A 17,748-nucleotide genomic window follows, 5' to 3' on the forward strand; every position below is an offset into this window, starting at 1 on the left:
ATGGTACCGGTGGGGCAATGAACGATAGAAAAACAGAAAGATCATTAAGAACTGTCCAGCCGTGCCTGACAAGGAAATGTAACGACAGAGATCAACTCCCAAGTCAGTCTTTCGCGCGGGCTTTCCTTTGAATTGGGGCTTCTTCAATCTCTTTGATCGCCTGTAGCGCGAAACGCCCGAGATCGGGATGGATGGTCCAGGTACGGAGCATCGGAATGTCGCTCGGCTTGCCGAACCGGCCCACATTGACCAGAGCCTTTTCGATCACGTCAACGATACGGAAGAACTCCGAGTAACCGGATTGAATGTCCGGCTTTTCGAGCGCGGCCCGATAGATCGCTGCGATCTCATCGGGAAAGAATAGTCCGAAGGACGTCACGACAGGCTCTGAACCAGGAAGCCGCCGGGCGCTTTCCTCAAACATCATATCGGACCGGAAGAATTCTCCGATGACGGCCGCTGCGACCCCATTTTGATGATCCCCAAGCATGGCAAGCGGGGCCATGCAATGCGCTTTGCGCTCGGCCACGGCAAGATCGTCTCTGTTCAGCCAGTAGATAAGTTGCCCGCACGCCAATAGCGCATGATCCGCTGCGGATGCCGCTTCCGCCGAGCGGTCCGGCAGTGGATGTCGCAGCCGGGCGAGCGCCGCATGGGCCATCTCAAACTTGCGAATGAGGTCCTGAAAGAACGCATCCCGCTTGGGCGGCAGAGCCGTCCAACGCTCGATGATCGGTCCGGCCTCCGCCTTTGCGAAGAAGGTAACTTCTGCGATCAATGAGGGCGTAAACGTCGAGCCATCGTCGCCATCCTTGGCTGCCATGATCAGAAGGGCCCGGCGATCGTCGGGTGAGAGCCCATTCCAGCATTGGCAATAGGCGCCGTCATAGGGATGGTCGAACTGTGCGTTCCACAAGCCGGCTGCACGTTTCCACGAATCGGGATTGTCCGGATCTGCCAAGACCTCTTCTATTTCCGCTTTCACCGTTGCGACATATTCCTCCTGATCGTCATCCAGCGCGCCGAGGGATTTGAGCGCATCGATGATGCCCCATCCATCGTAGCCGCCATTGGGTAAGCACGTAGCCTCGATCGCGGAAATCAAGGTGCGGCGTTGCTCGTCGTTCAGTACGAAGGCGCTCATCATGGATGCATGCATGAGGGCCAGCCGCAGATGATGGGCGGCAAAACGCCAGTGGTGCGTGATGATCCCCGGAAGCAGCGTTCCGATCGATGGCGCATCGCGGTCAGAATACTTGTCGAGTTCGATCAACAAGCCAACTTGCCCCGGGGTCAGGGTGTCACATTGCAGGCGCTCGTGAAGGTGCGCGCCCTTAGCGACCTTCGGGCCGTTGTACAGATTGCCACTCGATATTGGGCCGCAAATGCATGAAAGCGCCGTCTCGCGCATCCCGACGCCCGAATAGCACACGGCATACAGCCCCGTCCTCAGATTGAGCTTCTTTTCCTTGGCTTGATCGAGCAAACGGCCTTGCTCGTCCAATAGGCGTAGATCCATTTTGCCGATGAGATCGAGCAATTCATCGAGGCGACGACCCGCGACAAGTTCATGGGGGATGGCTCCAAGAACGGCTTTGTCTTGCGCAGACCATTCCTGGACCGTCTCCGGCTTTGGCTGGACGTGCCACATGAACTCATCCGAAACATCAAAGTGCAGGTTCTTGATTTCTTCGCGGACCCGGCCAAGGACGTCATCGCAGCGCTCGTTCGCCCAGCGCTGCGCATCCGATCCGCATTGCCCGGCAAGGCAAGCCTGGATGACCCGTGCATCTGATACATGGGGCAACACCTGGCGCCGGAAGCTATCGTCGTCTATCGCCCCCAGCACGAAGGGCCGCATCTCGAGGTGCTGCGGCAACCGCAGCGCCGTCACCACCGCCGCTGGATCGTCACCGGCACCACGGATGATTGCCTCGGCCGCGAAAACATTGAGGAACATTTCGTGGCTGAAGCTTATCCGGTCGCCGCGTCTGTTCAGAAGATTCGCATTCTGAAGCGTCTGTAATAGCGCACCCGAGACACCCTCGCGGTCCGACAAGCGGTCCAGTTCGCGCACCGAAAGCCCGAAACTTATGCGCGTGGTCATCATACCGGCGATGCGGGACATGGCGCGAATGCCGTCGGACGCGGCCGTGCTCAGCCGTTCCCGCACATAAGCATCGAACAGGCCGTACTTGCTGGTACCGGGTACCAGCTCTTGTCCCAACTGCCCGATCATTTTGGCTTCGAGGCCACTCCCGACCGTGTCGATCAAATCCGCGAACGGTTCAACCGAAATATCGCCGGCCGCCTGTTGCGCGATAGCTCGTTTGGTTTTGCTGTCGGGAATCTGCACGGCGTAGCTACGCGCTGGCAGAAGATCGTCACGCTCAAGCGGAATCCGGCTCGAGATAACGACACGCGCATCATATCGCTTGGCGGCTGCCGCGATGCTTCGGGTCAAGCGCTGTCGTTCAGCCGGCGTGCACTCGTTGTAGCCATCGACAACAAGGTCGACGTGGCGGTTGAGCCGTCGTGCTGCGGCGATCAGCGCCGCCGCAGACCTCGCATCAAGCAGCGCCGCTTCGCGATTCACCACGTCCCGAAGGCTTCCCTCAAAATCCTTGGCCGGAACAATGATGAGCACGTTCCCGCGTCTTAAGCCGGCAAGCCCGATATGGTAGCCGAGCAAGCTCTTCCCGCAGCCTGAAGGCCCCGCCAGCAAGACATGGTCGTCGTATTTGGCCCGTTCCAGCACGTCTTGCGACGACAGCCCTTCGCTTTCGAATACGCATGACATAGGAACCATCGCGAACGCGGGCCCGCCATAGGTTCGGGTGAACGCCTCGCCATAGTCCTTCAACAATTGCTCGCCGTCGAGCAGTTCCGGGCTCAAAGCTGCGTCGAGCGACGGCGCCTTGAGCAACCGATGATGAGCCCCAAAAGCCCGCCACTGCTCTAACGACCAACCGTCACGCCTCATGGGCGTGATCAGCCCCGCAAGCTCATCGAGGCCACCGGTCGCAACCTTGAAGCCGCGTTGCGTGATATTCGAGCCCGAAGGAATGGCAGGAACGAAGATCACGGCCGCATTCGGATAAAGAGCTTCAGAGCCTGCGAAGCGCCGCATGGCATCGCGCAAGGCCATTTTTTGCCCGAGGACCTGAACATAGGGGTTTGCAGTCTTCTTCCAGGCTCCCGAAGCAAGGCGGACTTCCCAATCGCCGTTCTCGCTCCCACGCACGGCCGAAGTGAATCCCTTGGCCTCGGCGACCAGCGCCGCCCCGTCGATCGCGATCACGAGATCGACCTGCCTTTCGCCGAGGTTCACATGCAAGGATGATCGCCGGGGTGCTTTGGGCCGATAGAAACTCATAGGCGCGCTGAAGCGCGGCACGTTCGGAATCGTGCTCGATCGGCGCACCAATGAAAATCTCTATCGAGGCCAACGAGGGCTCCGCAATGCAGGGCTTATGGTGACTGCGATTATCGACCACGGGCGGGTAAGGCGCCCATCACAAATTTAAGATTGTCCCGCCGCGCGTCAACAGCAACCCGGATTTCTGGTGTGGGGACGCGACACGCTCAAGCGGCTAGGGCTGCGGCGGATAGAGCCTATCGATCACCGCCTGACATAACCGGAGCGACTCAAGCGCGCCTTGCGGAAGCAGGTGGACATTCCCATGAGCAACGTGGTTGCGCAGCATCGGTATGAAATCGAGCTGGCACGCCGTTGCGCTGGTGCCGGAAGGCGAGGGCACTTCAAAATCGGCGCGCTCAAGATAGCCCTTCTCGATCGCCATTTGCAGTAACCGGCTTAAGCCCGGGCTCCTCGAGGTGTTGGGCGGAGCCGGATCAACCCGCCGGCGGAGCGCCAGTTCAAGGGCTGTGTAGCCAGCCAGCTCTGCGAGCGTTGCGAATTCATACACGAACCAGGCGTAAACGAAGGCATTGCGTGCGGTGTCGAATTCACGCCGTATCTCTTCCGGTACCGCATTAGACAACTGGATCGGCTCGATCATCATATGCAAATCGGCAATCGTCATTGAGCGAATCCCGCTCGGGTCTGCCAGATTTCGGAACCGAATATCGGCGTCCAGGATCGATGAAATGGATTTCAGCATGCTCTGTCATCGGTGCTTTGTCGCGGCGTAATCCGTGTGCCCCTATTGGAATCGGGCGCCGTCTGGCGCAGGATACCCGAATGCCCATTGAAACCGAAGTTGAAGCCCATATTGCCGCTATCGAAGACGCTTACCGCGACGCTATTTTAGGTGGCGCGGAGCTGTTGCCGCGTGGCGGGCGAAGCCATCCCCGAAACGTGTCATTGCCATCATCGAACGGGTCAACGAGTTGATGGTGGCGGTCCTGTTCATCAAGGACGATTCGATCGTGAAGCTCGAATACGAGCCACGGCTGGTTGGCCTTGAGGGGCGTATCGACTTCCGGCTCAGCGAGTACGATGGCCTTGTTTCCGGAAAGGAACGCTGTGGTCTCGCTTTGGACCACCGACAGTTCGGTCTTGAGCGGCACGTCGAAGGGAGCGATCCAGGCTTGGCACGATCAAGCAGCTATCGGCTGTGTGGTTGCCCTCCATGGAGCCAAGGATGTGCCGGGATGAGTGCGCGATAGCCCGCTCTGATCGCGTTAGCTTTCCCCCGCACCGTTTGGTGGGTACATGAGTTGTGCGCTTACCAAGAATCAGTCCACTTATTGCATGAAGCGGCATGTTTGCTCATTCGTGGTCGTCTTGGCAGTGACTTCAAGCGTCGCCCCTGGGGAACCGCACGCCGCCGCCTGCTGAAGCCAGCGCGACCAGATGCGGTATCGCTAGTTCTTCTCCGCGAGGTGCGGTCGTGCCGTCCGATGCGATCAAACTATGTTCGTCCCTGCAGCGGGCGCTCCTGAAGCTTCACGCCAGCGGCGTCGACGGCTTCGAGGGGCTTATCCGCGATGCCTTCCACGAGGCAACCGGCATCTCCGGGCGGATTCAGAAATCCTCGATGCAAGGCGGCGTCGATACCCTTTCGGACGGTGCCGGGGGCCAGCTCGCCATCGGGATTGAAGCCAAGCGCTATCACGAAACCACCACCCTGGCGGTGGACGACCTCAAGAAAAAGCTGTTTGACGCGGCGACCCGGTCCGGGCCTCCGATCGAGCTCTGGATTCTTGCGGCTAGTAAGGAGGTCTCCGCTGACGATGTCGGCGCCCTCACAAAAATCGGCGAGGAGTTGGGGCTCGGGGTCCTTGTCCTTGACTGGCGTTCAAGCGGCGACTTCTTTGCGCGCTTGCCGCTGCTCCTAAGCCTTGCGCCCCATACCGTTGAGCGCGTGCTGGGACGCAAGCTCGGCGAGGCCGTTCGGCAAGTCGTGGATCATCCGGAGTTCGAAGCCAGAAAGACCGGCTTCCTGCGTGAGGTACAGCATCCCGACCTCGGACGCATTTTTACGGCCGATGCCGTAAGAACGAGAATTGGCCTGACGCTGCAAACACGCGGCGATTCCAAGTCGAGACTGCAAAATAGCGTTGATCTTCTCGCTCCCGACCGCATTTGGAAACCTCGTGATGACGAATGCGCCGCGGTCTCACGATGGGCAGCGGACCGTGGCGCCTCGCCGATATGTGCGGTTCTGGGCGAAGAAGGTGCAGGCAAGACCTGGCTCTTGTTCGATTGGTGGCAACGGGAGGCCGAGCGCGACCCGGCGCGCCTCTGTGTCTGGTTTGCCGCCCGCGACGTCACATCCGGATCGCTCGCAGACGTGCTCGCTGCGGCGCTTGCCAAATGGGCACCAAGCCCCGGTCGATCCGCCGCGTTCTGGACCAAGCGCGTCCAGCGCTGGCGACAAACCGCATTGGCACATCCTGGGGACGGTCCCTTCATCTGGCTCATGCTCGATGGGACCAACGAAGGCACCGCGCAGGCGCTGGTAACACAACTGCTCGCCGAGGCTGCTGCCGACTCCGACTGGAAGGGCGCTGTGCGGATCGTTCTGACCGACCGGCCGTTGCATTGGCAGTCCGGTTTTCGATCGGGACAGTCTCTGGAGCCCCGTCCCACGACCGTCACGGTGAGCCATTTCCGCGAATCGGAGCTGGATGCACTGCTTGCCAGACACGGAAAGACCCGCGCGGTATTCTCGCCGCAAGTGCTGAACTTGATCAAATGGCCAAGCTGGTTCGCCGTTGCCGCCGAGATGTTTGACCAGGAGTATGACTGGACGGCCCATTCGGCCGAGCAATTGATGCTCCGCTATGTTCAGCATCGGGTCCGCGCCCGCCTGAATGCCTCTGTCATGGAGGACGCGGTATTCCGCGAATTCTTATCGGGTCTCGGCCGGGATATCCAGCGCAACTGGGATACAGCCAGCACGTTTTCCCGCGCCGCGCTCAAGGCCAAGCTGGCGGGTGTCACGGGCGAATCTGAGAAAGACGTCCTGGAAGCGATTGACGAGGTGACGTCGGGTGTCTGGTTTCGCGAGACCGGCCGTCATCAATTCGAAATTGACAAGGCGGTCCTGCCCTTGGCGATCGGCCTGGCGTTGCACAGCGAACTCAAATCACTCACGACCGAGGAGGAAATCGACAGTAGCGCGGACCGCTTCCTTGGTCCCATGGAGGATCAGTCGCTTGGTGTGAACATCCTGGCTGCGGTTATTGCGCTCACCTTCCTCGACAAGGACTATCCCGCCCTCGTTATCCGGGTTCTGTTGCGGCGCTGGATCACCTCGCACAACTTTTCTGGAGCGCATTTCCAGCATCTCTGGCGCATTGGCAGCGTCAATCCGGTGCCGCTCCTCGATGTGGCCGAAGCCGTCTGGTTGCAGCACTCCGAAGGATCTTCCGTTGACGAGATCCTCATCAAGTGCATCGCCAATGTCGCAGGAGACGGCGGTCGGGAAGCGGAAGTCATCGCCTTTCTGGCAAAATGGGCCCGCACCTACTGGCCGGATCCCCGCGAAGGGCAATTCATCAATTATCATCCTTCCCCGGAGCAAAGAGCCGAGGCGTTTGCGGCAACGCAGGCGCGCCTTGATCGAATTCGCAGCGATATTGGTGCGGAGTCCTTTGCAGGCCTCGATCTCATCCGCGCCGAGGACGGCACCAGTGCCAGCTGGGTATTCTATCGCACTAATTCGATCGCGACCTACCTGCCACGAGCAGCGCAAGCATCTCTCTGGCGCGGATGGGTGGCAAGCCGTGCCGTCATGGGCCGCGAAAATCACCTGGATGACATTGCCTGGTCGCTGCGCGTGAATACGGTCGACGCAGAGGCCGCAACCAAGATACTGCTCCAGACCGTCGACGGCCTTCTCGCTTTGCCGTCGACCGAGATCAGAGCCACGGCCATCAGCTTGCTCGAAGCGCATGGTGGGCCCGCCGCTCTCGCCAAGATCGCATCGGTGCAGCCGGCCCTTCGCCAACCGGATACCTGGGTCCCGCGGGCGTCATTGGTTGACGGCGTCGTTACATTCTCAGGCGAAGAGCCGCCGAACGAAGTTGTCACTCTCTCTATCCTCTCGGAATTTGCGGCTGATCCCGATGCAGCCATCGCCCCAAAACACCTGAGACGCCTCAAGCGCTTCGCCAGCGCTTTCCCGGTCACCGAACTTGGTGATGGACGCGGTCAGACGGCCGCAAGCATTGATTTGGAACGGACGATGCCGGCCATGGCGCGCTGGGCTCCGAAAGAGCTGGTCGCACTCTATCGACGCTTCCTGCTTTCTATTGGCCATCGCGATGAAACGCGTCTCCTCGGATATACCTTCTCGCTTGAGGCGCTGCTGATCCTATTGACGCCGCCGATCCAGAGAAAGATCCGAGCCGTCCTCATGGCGCGCCGCAAGGACAGGCCCGCGGCCGACCTTGATCAGATTGACCATGCATTGATGGCCGCGGCCTTGTTTGGAATTGCGCCAAAAGACCAGATCAAGCTTTGGCATGAACTCGACGCGCCGCGGTCGCCTCTCGTGAAACTGGAGAAAGTGCTACGCGCACCAACCCCCAGACAGGTGGAGGGTCTTGGCCCGCGGCTGGCCCCAAATCAACCTGTCGACCGGATAATGGGATGGCTTGCCTACCTCGTGCTCAGCGGGCCCAAAGAGCTTCCGAAGCACTGGGAAGTGCTGTCCACGCTGCTTGCCCATGAGAGCGCCGCGATCCGTGAGTGCGTGCTCTCAATTGCCCTTGATGCCCGGGATCCGTTTCTGGCCAAACAGCATTTGCAATCCGCCTGGGCCGCCTCGGCCAAACGCTCCTACAAGGAGAATTGGACAGGCACGACCTTACTCGCGATGCGCGTGACGCCGGAAACCTTCAAGGCTATCGCCGAGCGGGCGGGGTCTGAATGGAACTTTATCCCCTGGCGAAAGCTTAAGTACCGACAGGATTGCGCCTATGCTTTCAAGGCCTCCCTGAAGGACGCTGTCGAACTGGAATTGAATCCGCCCAAGTCGCGCAGCATGCTCGGCTACAGGGCAAATCGCGTTGAACCGGTGAAGAAGCTCATCGAGCAGGAGCCGGAAGAACTCGCCACGCTCGCCGATCGACTATTCGCAGTCGAAGGTGATCCCGCCTTTGGGCGATACGAGTTCCCCAGAATGGACTTAATGCGTGCCTTTCTCGATCTCGATCCTGCAAGGGGGGCGCGTTACTGGACGCAACTGACCCGCACCGACAGCATCTTCGCGGCTGGCGAGGACATCGAACAAGCGCCTTTTGAAAGTGACGATTCCGGGGAAGTCAATGAACTGCGGCGTGAGCAGATCATGGATGCAAGCAATGACTGGAAGCTTTTGACCGTCGCCACTTTTGTCATCCGCCACAAGCGCACCGCATGGGCGCTCGCGCTTATCAAGAAGTTGCTCGCTTCCGAAGCGCCTGGCGACATCGCAAGGGCCGTCATGCTTGCAGGCTTCATGGATGGCTCCCCTGCAGTGCGTTCCCTATGGAAGAAGGAACTCGCCAAGGCACCGCTCGAAGGTTGGATCGGTGACGTCTACCGGAATGCCAAGGACAATATCGAGAAGACTTGGATGTGCCTCGGCTGGCTGGATGCTGCGCTCAAGGCAAAGAACGATGAATCGTTCTTTGCGGCTTGGTCGCTGTTCGCGAAACTATGCCAAAGGAATATCGTTCCGATTGCCGCGCAGCGCATCAATGCGAGGCTAAACACGCGCTCGCTGCGGCAAAAGGATTTCATTGCGCTGACCTGGAAGCAAATTCAGGACGGCACCATGAAGCAGGAAAACCAGCGAAAGGACCAGCTGTTCTCGGTCCGCACCGGTCACCGGTGGGCGAAACCTTGGGCGGATAGCTGATCAGTGTTTCACGACACCGAGCCCTCGAGTTTACCGCGTCCAGAGAACGGATTCAGCGTAGGCCCCTTAGCTGCTCCGCTCGGAATTTGTTACCCGGCAAAGCCGCAGAGAAGTCGTGAGATAGCACGGACTATGCGACCGCAGTCCCAATCAGCTCCTTACCTGCGCGATCGAGCAAATCTTGATTCTTTTCCATCACATCGCGAAGTGTCATGTGATAGACGATGTCGGGAACGATACCGACATCCTCCAACACCCGGCCTTCGTTGGCTTTGACGCGCAGCGCACGACGCATCGTAAGGCTCAGATAGACCCCAGTGGGTAGGTCGGCCAGGCCCGCAGGGCTCTTTGCGAGATAAATTTCGAGATCGGGGCTCATCCACGGCACGTCACGAACGAGGTGGCTTAGTGCGCCATCCTGGATGGTCCATACGGTACCACCGAATTGCGAGCGACCTGACGACAGCGTCGCCCCATTCGACAAAGAGAAGCCGGCTGCGTTGAACGCGTCCAAAGCTTGTTTCGATAGTTTGCCGCTGGTGAAATCGACCTTGAGTTTCCCATCGATCCGAAAATCCGGATTGAAGAGCCGCACGACATCCCAGCCCCAGTTGTTTCCGCCTGCAGCGGCCATGTTGGCATCAGTATAGATCACTTTGCCGATGCCATTATCCATGAAGCCGGCGGCGAATATGTCCGCGGTGCTGAAGGCGAGCGCATCGCTGATGAGGACCACCGGCCCCGGATATTTGCGCCCTACCTTATTGTAGTCCGCGTCGTCTCCTTCAATTGGGATTCCCCGTGTATATTCCTCGCCGGTACCGAACGCTTCAACGAAGGAAGGGCGCCATCGCGCAAATTCGTCGCTCGCTTCGGCCATTGCTCGGGTCGCGTTGGTGATACGAAACTGAAACCGTGCCGGCACGATCGGCCCGGAGCTAAAGAGTTGCAGTAGCCGCTCGCCCGCCGCGATGTATCCTCCCGTATTGCCACGCATATCGAACACAAGACCATTCTGCGGTAGCGTGCCAAGCACGGGAACCAAAGCATCTACGAGATCATCGACATCGTTGGCGCCGAATGACCAAAATCGCAGATAGGCGAAGGTGCCGTCGGGGGTGGTTAGCGTACCATAGTCGAACACGCCATTTGCCCCCCCGGCCCTGGATGACCGGAACACCAAGCTCTGGAGGCGCAAGTTGCGTAGGTGGTATAGCGTCAAACGTCTGAGGCGCCGAGCGCACGCGTCGCGACTTTTGAAGATCCATGAGAAGAACGTCGCCGCCAAACCCGGTCAGGTTGCGGCCCAGCGCCGGGGCGCTCGGAATGGAGGCCGTGTCGAATCCCGTCCAAGTAAAACGTTCTTCAGCGATCGCGCCGTCTTTCCCGAGGAAGCGCAGGTCGACCCATTCCTCAAGCGGGGGACCAAATTGCGTGAGTGGCCGATGCGTCAGAAAAGCGAGGCTGCGTGCGATCGATGCCGCCTCATTCCCACCATCGAATAAGTTTGCGGTCAAACGCACATAGCGGTCTATCGGGATGCCGTTCCAATGGCTAACGCGTGCACCCGCCGCAAGGCTTTTGAAGTTCGCGTTGGCCTCAAGCTTGGTAACAACATGGATTTCCTTCCCATTGTCCCAACAGGTCTCAATTGTAAACGGTAAGACGGCCGAGAACCCGTAAGGTGACCGACCGAAGAACATAACGTGTCGATCTCTCACACGGGCCAAGATCTCGACAAGAGATTCATGAAACTCGCCATCGGTAAGCGCCTCGACCCGGAGGCGAAGAAGTGCCGACGCCCGCACCGGATCAAAGCCGTAGATCGACTTTTTTCGAGGCAGATGAACATAAAAGTTGTCGAGAGCAAAAGACACCTGAGCGAGTACGCGCTGTCGATCTTCGATTGAATAGATCATGGCCGCGTCAACTGTCGCGACCCCAAGAGCAAATGTCTTCGCAATCTCCAGTCCAGCGGGCGATCGGATGATTTCCTCTGCTTTCTGCTCCGCAGCTTTGCAATCGTTCGCCTCGACAGATATTCTGTGGGTGTCTGCCATCGAAGTCCTCCCGTTCACGGGGCACAAATAGCGTTCATCTGAACTCTAAGAGAGAAACCCCTGCGGCGACTATGCAAGATCGTTCTCCGGTCGGCGGGCCCGGATAGGCGGGAGAGGCATCAAAATGCAGCCGCGTCGCAAAAGCTGCCAGCGAGATGCCGCGCGAAGTAGATCTTTGATCCAAAGACATCGCTCAAAGAAATCCGACCTAATAATGGCCGGAAGCCTCTCACAACTTTTGGTAGTTGTGAAGGCCCTGCATACCGCGGCGGAGTGGCTTATCGAGAGGGCGCCCCCCGCTGAGCAAAGAACGCAGGCCGCAAATCCATCTTGTATTTGATCGGACAGGCGGGATTGCGCTCGTTTTCGGGGATCACGCTTATCTCCATCATGCCCGGCATCGCGGCATGATCGACCGCCCACATGACGAGAATATCCTCGGCTAGAGTGAGTAGGTTGTGGACGCCAACGCGCATGTCCTCGACGATCGAAATAGGGCCGTATTCCGTTTGGCCGCCCTTGTCGCGGCGCCAGTCCGGCGCCGCGAGTGGGCCATCCGGCTCGAACCGGAAATTGCGGATCACGAGATCGCCGTTGTAGCCGCCGGGATGCTCGACTGCGTTCCGCATCTTTACAAACGGCTCCGTGCAGGCCGGAAGCTGCTTCAGGTACCGGATATGATCCGGTTGCCGTTGGAAACTGGCTTCCGCAAACGCGATGACGGAAGGACGTGGTTTTTTGGCAATCGTCCACTCGCTCCCGTCCTCAAAGTTCGTCCCGAACAGGAGATTGAATACCTTGAGGAGATCTCGCAGGAAGTTTTTTGCTTCATAGAGATAGTTTCGGCACTCTTCCTCGAGCTGTATGACCTGCGGCAGCACGACCGATGTGGCACCTTTGCCAGGCGGCGTGTAGGAAGCAGCTTTCGCTTCAACATCGGTGCGAAGCTTTTTATGGATTTGGGAACACCGCAGCAGCTTTGGCGTCAGTTCGTTTAAATAGATTGCCTGAATTTTCTCGGCGGTCTCCTTCGGGATCGCGCAGTTTTTTAATAGCTCGAAGTTCTGCAACGTGAGCCGTGCGACGATAGGGTTTGTGACCCCCTGATCGAGTTTTTGGGCAACAACAAAAGGTAGCATGGAAGCTTCATATCACCTTTGTGCGCGTTCGTCATGGAGGGCGCGTGCGGCTGTCGCCGCGGCGGGCTCTCGTGTTGGGGTGGACGGCCCCCTTCCGCCGGTCCGCGTGGCAGGATGGGGTCGTCGATGACCTCAAACGAAGGAGCCGCCAGTGGAGACAATTGTTCGTATCCGTTTGGACACGTCAAAGAGCGTATTTCAGTTGCATGGCGTTGACGGGATGGAGCAGCCGGTCTTGCGACGCAAGTTGAGACGCGGCCAGGTTCTGGCGTTCTTCGGCCGTTTGCCGCCTATGCTTGTCGCGATGGAGGCTTGCGGAGCATCGCACTATTGGGCGAGGGAGCTGCGTTCGCTGGGGCATGAGGTGGCGATGATCCCGCCGCAATATGTCAAACCGTACGTGCAGCGTGGGAAATCCGATGCGGCGGACGCCGAGGCAATTTGCGAAGCTGCGAGTCGACCGAAATTGCAGAAGAACTTTGTGCCAATCAAAAGTGCCGAGCAGCAGGGCGCACAGATGCTGACTCGTGTGCGCAACCAGTTCATTGGCAGGCGCACCCAGCTCGCCAATTCGATCCGCGGCTACGCCGCAGAGTTCGGCTTCACCGCGCCCAAGGGGCTATCAAGGCTTCCGCAATTGCTGATCGATATTAGGGCTGATGCCACAGTCCCGGACTTGGCGATGGAGTTGATAGAGGCGTTGGCCGCAGAAATGGCGCGCGTCGATGATCAGATCGTTACGCTCGATAAGAAGCTCATGCAACTCCATCGGAGCAGCGAGATGAGCCGAAGACTTGCGACCATTCCAGGAATTGGTCCGATCGGCGCGACGCTGCTGTCAATCAAGGTCGTGGATGCGCGCGGATTCAAGTCGGCAAGAAACTTTGCCGCGTGGCTTGGCCTGACGCCAAAGAATCACTCGACGGCCGGCATGAATCGGCTCGGGGTCATCACCCGCGCCGGCGACGGCATGTTGCGAACCGTTTTGGTAGCTGGCGCGACAGCAGTGATCGCGGATATGCGACGACGCGGGAGTCGCCCTTGGTCTTGGCTGAAAGACATGATCGCGCGCAAGCCGCCGAAACTGGTGGCGATAGCGTTAGCAAACAAGCTGGCGCGGATTGCTTGGAAACTGATGGTTAGCGGCGAACGGTATCGGCCTGCGAGCGCCATCCCGATGCCAACGCCGAAATAGACTTGAACGACAAATAGAGCTTGGCGTCAGACGGGCAGATCTGGCGCTGGGGCCGGAACTTGCAGGAGAGGAAGAGGTGGTACGTTCGGCGCGAGCCGGTCACGTGAGACACTCCGCTCGGTTTACCGGCAGCAAATGCCGCTCTCGTGTTTGGAGCTCACCGTCCGCGAAGCCCACCTTGGCCAGTGGTCGCAAGACCCGAAAATAGGCCGGACATATGAGCGCAAGCGATCCGAGCATGCTGCCCGAGCCAATCCTTGCAAGTCGGGGGCCGTCCACATATGAACCGAGCCGCACAGCGTCTCGGTAGGGTAGGCGCGGGACACCTCGAAGAGGATATCCCTACGCCTCCCCCCAAACCGTGCGGGCACTTTTCAATGCACACGGCTTTCCGTACGCGCATGCTCTCGACCGGAGACGGCTGCACGGCATGACGGGCACAGGACAATGGTCTTGCGCCGCCAACCGGACCGTTTCCAGACCGTCAGCGATCCGCTTCGCAGGTCAACCTAGGCGGCGGAGATGATGCATCTCGAATGGTCCCCTCGCATCGCTGCACGCTTCGCATTTGGAGCGTTAAGTCGATCGATCAGATCATTTGGGCGTTTGACCCACCACGCACCTGCCGTGACGTTGTCGATAGTCGGACTTGTCCAGTAGGCTCGGGTGAGATGCTTCAGTCTCCACAGCTTGATGCTGCGAAGCTTACCACGGACCACGGAGCTAACCTCGTAGTCCGTGCCTTTCCACAGACGCGCCATGGTTCTTGCTCTCGTCGTCCGATGTCGCATCGCCAGCGTCTTCACAAGACTGCGGAACACGACAAGCTCCAGCAATCCCAAGGCGCTCTTGATGTCGTCGGCCAACGAGTGGTAGTTCGCAAACCCACGGAACTCTGAGTTATAGGCGAGGACGGTTGCAACGTCGCTGGTTACCAGGAACTGCTCGCGCGGACTGCCGGTCTTCTTGGCGAGATCGCCATAGCCGTGTTGCTTGCAGAACTTGGTGACTTCCTTGCGCGGCACCCGCAGGCTGACATTGCCGGTGGTCGGCCGACGCATCACGCGCCATGTCCGTCCAGCCGGTCCCTTGCGGCTGGATTTTCGTCCAGCCCCGTAGGATGTGTATGTCGAGATGCGATAGCTCAGGAAGGTCACTCCCTTTGAAGCGGCGTGAACCCCACTCGGGCGACACGGCGAGCTTCAAGGTCTCCGTCAGGAATCGTTCGACGCAGGCCATGACCTCACACGCTTCCCGCTTGCTCCCGATCACGCCGATGAGGAAGTCGTCGGCATAGCGGCAGTAGCGGAGCCTTTTGAAGTTGGGGTCCATCGGATCGACGGAAGGCACTTTCCGTCTCTCTTTATTGATGGCTTTGATCTCCGCAAATGCAGCATCGATCTCGGCCTGATCCGTACCTTCGGCACGGAGCCGTTCAATCTTCCGGCGGAGACTGAGGACGCGCCGTTCCAACGCCACGTAGCGCGGGAATGCACGTCGCTCACGGCCTTTGTCGAAGTCCGCCTTCATCATCTGCACGTGCTGGTCCAGCTCGTGCAGATAGATGTTGGCGAGCAAGGGCGAGACAACGCCGCCCTGCGGCGTGCCACTGTAAAGTGCGTCCATAGACCCAATCTTCCATGTAGCCTGCTTTGAGCATTCCTTCGATCAGACCAATGAACCTATCGTCATCGATCCGCTTCCTTAGAAGCCCAAGCAGGATGTCATGGTCGATGTTGTCGAAGAACCCACGCACATCCACTTCGACCAGCCACTTGCAGCCCGTCCAACTTGATGAGCTTGAGTGCGGTATGACAGGATCGCCCTGGGCGGAACCCATGTGATTCATTGAGGAACACAGGTTCATAGATCGCTTCGAGTAGAATCCTGACCGCCTCCTGAACGAGCCGGTCTTCCACCGTGGGGATACCCAGCGGTCGTGTCTTGCCGTTGTCCTTCGGGATATAAACCCGCCGGACCGGCCGGAAGCGATAAGTGCCATCTGCCACGCGCCTGGCGATGTCGGCGAGCTTCTCCAGCGACATGCCGTCGAAGGTCTTGCCATCTACACCGGGCGTCAGGGCTCCCTTGTTGCGGGAGACCTTTTCGTAGGCCTACTCGATGAGATGCGGACATCTCATCAGGCGGTGAAGGCCATTTACGCGCTTACCCGACCGCGACAAAGTCGGCAGTGATTCAATTCTTCTCTGGATGGTAACGGCCTGCATCAGCAGAACCTCTCCGCCGAAGAATCTCTTCTACGCATACTGCACATGCCGTTATTCGCGGCATCGTCCTTCCCCCGATCGGAGGCGCTTTCGGTCCGGTCGCCCGGCCTTATACGCATGATCGTCTGTCTCACGGCAGCTGTCCCGACCATTACGCCGGGCATTTGGGTACTACGACGGCTCCGTCGCCATACAGGTCCTCGAAAGAACCTGTTGCAGGCGATCCCGTAGTTACGTGTGCGGGGAGTTGCGGTGTGTTTAGGTGTCCCATTCGTCTCCTTGATCCACGGATGGTGGTCGTCCCACGCGGACTGGTGGCAGATCGCACTGGCCGGCGCGACCCGCCCCGCGTGGCGTAGCGTGTCAGCCGCGTTCGCTACTGCCAGCCCTTTGGCGACTGGAAACTGGGATTCAGGCAATACAGCTTTCACCATGCACACCTTACTCTGTGCTCTCCACAGGGCTGCGGCGCCCCATTTCGAGACGTTTCCCGATATGCTCTGGTCCCGTTCCTCTTTCGAGGGTCTCAGTCGTTTCCGACACCGGTAAGTCGGGCAAGTAAGAGCCAAACCAGTAAGCTCCATTCTTTCGAACACTCCCTTCTTCTTCACGCCACATCGGCGCACGCCTTGCGGCTTCGATCCCTCGCGCTAGAGCGTTGGTGCTCCTCGCCGGGGGCACTCGGGGAAAGGGGCTCGCCTGCGGCGACCGCTATCACTGCCCCGTTCCCGGGTGCCGCTATTGAACCGGTCTCGTCGCCGCACTCGGTCCCGCGTGCCGCCTTCGGCGTCGCTATGCTCACGCTCCTACGGGTGCCATTTCTCTTAAGGCGATGCGCCGCTGGCGCACGCCGGATCAGGCCTGCGGCCTAAGGCAGATTGCGCAAGAAGCTGAGAGTAAGAGTGCAGGCTGGGTTTTTCCGTGACGGGTTACAAGCTGCGAGAGAGGCTCTCGGCGCCCGTCGCGGAGACCCGCGATGTCAAATCCTACTTTTCGCGCGCGCGCCGGCCAGGACCGGGCGAACCTCTATAACGAAATCACCGACAGGATCATTGCCGAGCTTGAGGCCGGACGCGTCCCCTGGGTCCAACCCTGGGGTACGGCCGCGGCCAAAGCGCCGCTGGCCATGCCGAGAAATGCATCGACTAACCGGCAGTACAGTGGCGTAAACATCCTCATGCTCTGGGGAGCCGTGATTGAGCGCGGATTTACAGGTCAAAGTTGGCTCACCTTTCGTCAGGCCCTCTCGCTCGGTGGCCATGTTCGCAAGGGAGAGCGCGGCACCACGGTCGTCTACGCTGATCGCTTCGTGCCGAATGACGAAAAGCGACGCGCAGCTGAGACCGGCGAAGACACGCAGGCGATTCCATTCCTCAAACGATTTACGGTTTTCAACACCGATCAGTGCGAGGAGCTGCCCGACGGCATTGCCACCGCTGCGCCGCCCCCGCCGCCTGGCCTCATCGAACCCACGGTTGACGCTCTGATCAAGGCCAGCGGAATTCCATTTCGGATTGGTGGAGATCGCGCATTCTATGCAACCACCGAAGACTATGTTCAGGTCCCGCCGCCGCAGGCCTATTTCGAACCCATCAACTGGCACCGCACGGCTTTGCATGAACTCGGTCATGCGACTGGGCATCCCTCGCGCCTCAACCGCGACCAAAGCGGATCTTACGGTACCAAGAAATATGCCTTCGAAGAACTGGTCGCCTTATCTTGACAGTCTGCACCGACTCTCAGCGTCTTGCTTACGTCGATGCAACAGGACTGACGGAGGCGGTAGGCCTTGTCCCCACTTGTGGTGAG

The 17,748-nt window shown here is 59.2% G+C and carries 10 protein-coding genes and 1 pseudogene; 3 read left to right on the top strand and 8 right to left on the bottom strand.

Annotated elements, in window-relative coordinates; all coding sequences use genetic code 11:
- Positions 1–103: 103 nt before the first annotated feature.
- From GGD66_RS37855 to GGD66_RS37865, 3 genes are all read right to left on the bottom strand, one after another.
- Positions 104–3,424 carry an NERD domain-containing protein gene (locus tag GGD66_RS37855; RefSeq protein WP_312014218.1) on the bottom strand — a complete coding sequence of 1,107 codons (3,321 nt, stop codon included), beginning with the start codon at positions 3,422–3,424 and terminating at the stop codon, positions 104–106.
- Positions 3,425–3,593: 169 nt separating this feature from the next.
- Complete coding sequence (locus GGD66_RS37860) at positions 3,594–4,124, bottom strand: hypothetical protein (RefSeq protein WP_183261734.1); 531 nt, start codon at positions 4,122–4,124, stop codon at positions 3,594–3,596.
- Positions 4,125–4,254: 130 nt separating this feature from the next.
- Complete coding sequence (locus tag GGD66_RS37865; protein ID WP_183261736.1) at positions 4,255–4,533, bottom strand: hypothetical protein; 279 nt, start codon at positions 4,531–4,533, stop codon at positions 4,255–4,257.
- A 323-nt stretch (positions 4,534–4,856) separates the two neighbouring features.
- On the opposite strand from GGD66_RS37865, the gene GGD66_RS37870 reads away from it, so the two are divergent.
- Entirely contained in the window at positions 4,857–9,317 is a 4,461-nt protein-coding gene (locus GGD66_RS37870; RefSeq protein WP_183261738.1) for a hypothetical protein, read from the top strand.
- Between the two features lie 130 nt (positions 9,318–9,447).
- On the opposite strand, the gene GGD66_RS37875 is transcribed toward GGD66_RS37870, so the two are convergent.
- The 3 genes from GGD66_RS37875 to GGD66_RS37885 form a co-directional block, all read right to left on the bottom strand.
- Positions 9,448–10,461: a S41 family peptidase gene (locus GGD66_RS37875; RefSeq protein ID WP_183261740.1), complete on the bottom strand. Its 1,014-nt coding sequence runs from the start codon at positions 10,459–10,461 to the stop codon at positions 9,448–9,450.
- Entirely contained in the window at positions 10,376–11,377 is a 1,002-nt protein-coding gene (locus GGD66_RS37880; RefSeq protein ID WP_183261742.1) for a hypothetical protein, read from the bottom strand. The genes GGD66_RS37875 and GGD66_RS37880 overlap by 86 nt, the downstream gene beginning before the upstream one ends.
- A 278-nt stretch (positions 11,378–11,655) precedes the next feature.
- Positions 11,656–12,516 carry a hypothetical protein gene (locus GGD66_RS37885; protein ID WP_183261744.1) on the bottom strand — a complete coding sequence of 287 codons (861 nt, stop codon included), beginning with the start codon at positions 12,514–12,516 and terminating at the stop codon, positions 11,656–11,658.
- Positions 12,517–12,667: 151 nt separating this feature from the next.
- Between GGD66_RS37885 and GGD66_RS37890 the strand changes: the two genes are divergently transcribed.
- The gene (locus GGD66_RS37890) at positions 12,668–13,711 is read left to right on the top strand and encodes an IS110 family transposase (protein WP_183261746.1); all 1,044 of its coding nucleotides are present in this window, start codon (positions 12,668–12,670) and stop codon (positions 13,709–13,711) included.
- 509 nt (positions 13,712–14,220) lie between these two features.
- On the opposite strand, the gene GGD66_RS41205 is transcribed toward GGD66_RS37890, so the two are convergent.
- Positions 14,221–14,772, bottom strand: coding sequence for a group II intron reverse transcriptase/maturase (locus GGD66_RS41205; RefSeq protein ID WP_246789169.1), 552 nt, complete (start codon positions 14,770–14,772; stop codon positions 14,221–14,223).
- Positions 14,773–15,435: 663 nt separating this feature from the next.
- On the bottom strand, positions 15,436–15,756 hold the full coding sequence (locus tag GGD66_RS41210) for a reverse transcriptase domain-containing protein (RefSeq protein ID WP_210321800.1): 321 nt from the start codon (positions 15,754–15,756) through the stop codon (positions 15,436–15,438).
- Positions 15,757–16,915: 1,159 nt separating this feature from the next.
- Here GGD66_RS41210 and GGD66_RS37905 point away from each other — a divergent pair.
- A pseudogene (locus tag GGD66_RS37905) lies at positions 16,916–17,653 on the top strand (ArdC family protein); the annotation flags it as partial.
- Positions 17,654–17,748 lie beyond the last annotated feature (95 nt).

This window comes from Bradyrhizobium sp. CIR48, assembly GCF_014198315.1.
Classification (GTDB): Bacteria; Pseudomonadota; Alphaproteobacteria; order Rhizobiales; family Xanthobacteraceae; genus Bradyrhizobium.

Bases quoted from the DNA above. Each gene is read 5' to 3' on its own strand.
- GGD66_RS41205 (WP_246789169.1), bottom strand. From the start codon at position 14,772: ATGCGTCGGCCGACCACCGGCAATGTCAGCCTGCGGGTGCCGCGCAAG.
- GGD66_RS37885 (WP_183261744.1), bottom strand. From the start codon at position 12,516: ATGCTACCTTTTGTTGTTGCCCAAAAACTCGATCAGGGGGTCACAAAC.
- GGD66_RS37880 (WP_183261742.1), bottom strand. From the start codon at position 11,377: ATGGCAGACACCCACAGAATATCTGTCGAGGCGAACGATTGCAAAGCT.
- GGD66_RS37860 (WP_183261734.1), bottom strand. From the start codon at position 4,124: ATGCTGAAATCCATTTCATCGATCCTGGACGCCGATATTCGGTTCCGA.
- GGD66_RS41210 (WP_210321800.1), bottom strand. From the start codon at position 15,756: ATGTCGCTGGAGAAGCTCGCCGACATCGCCAGGCGCGTGGCAGATGGC.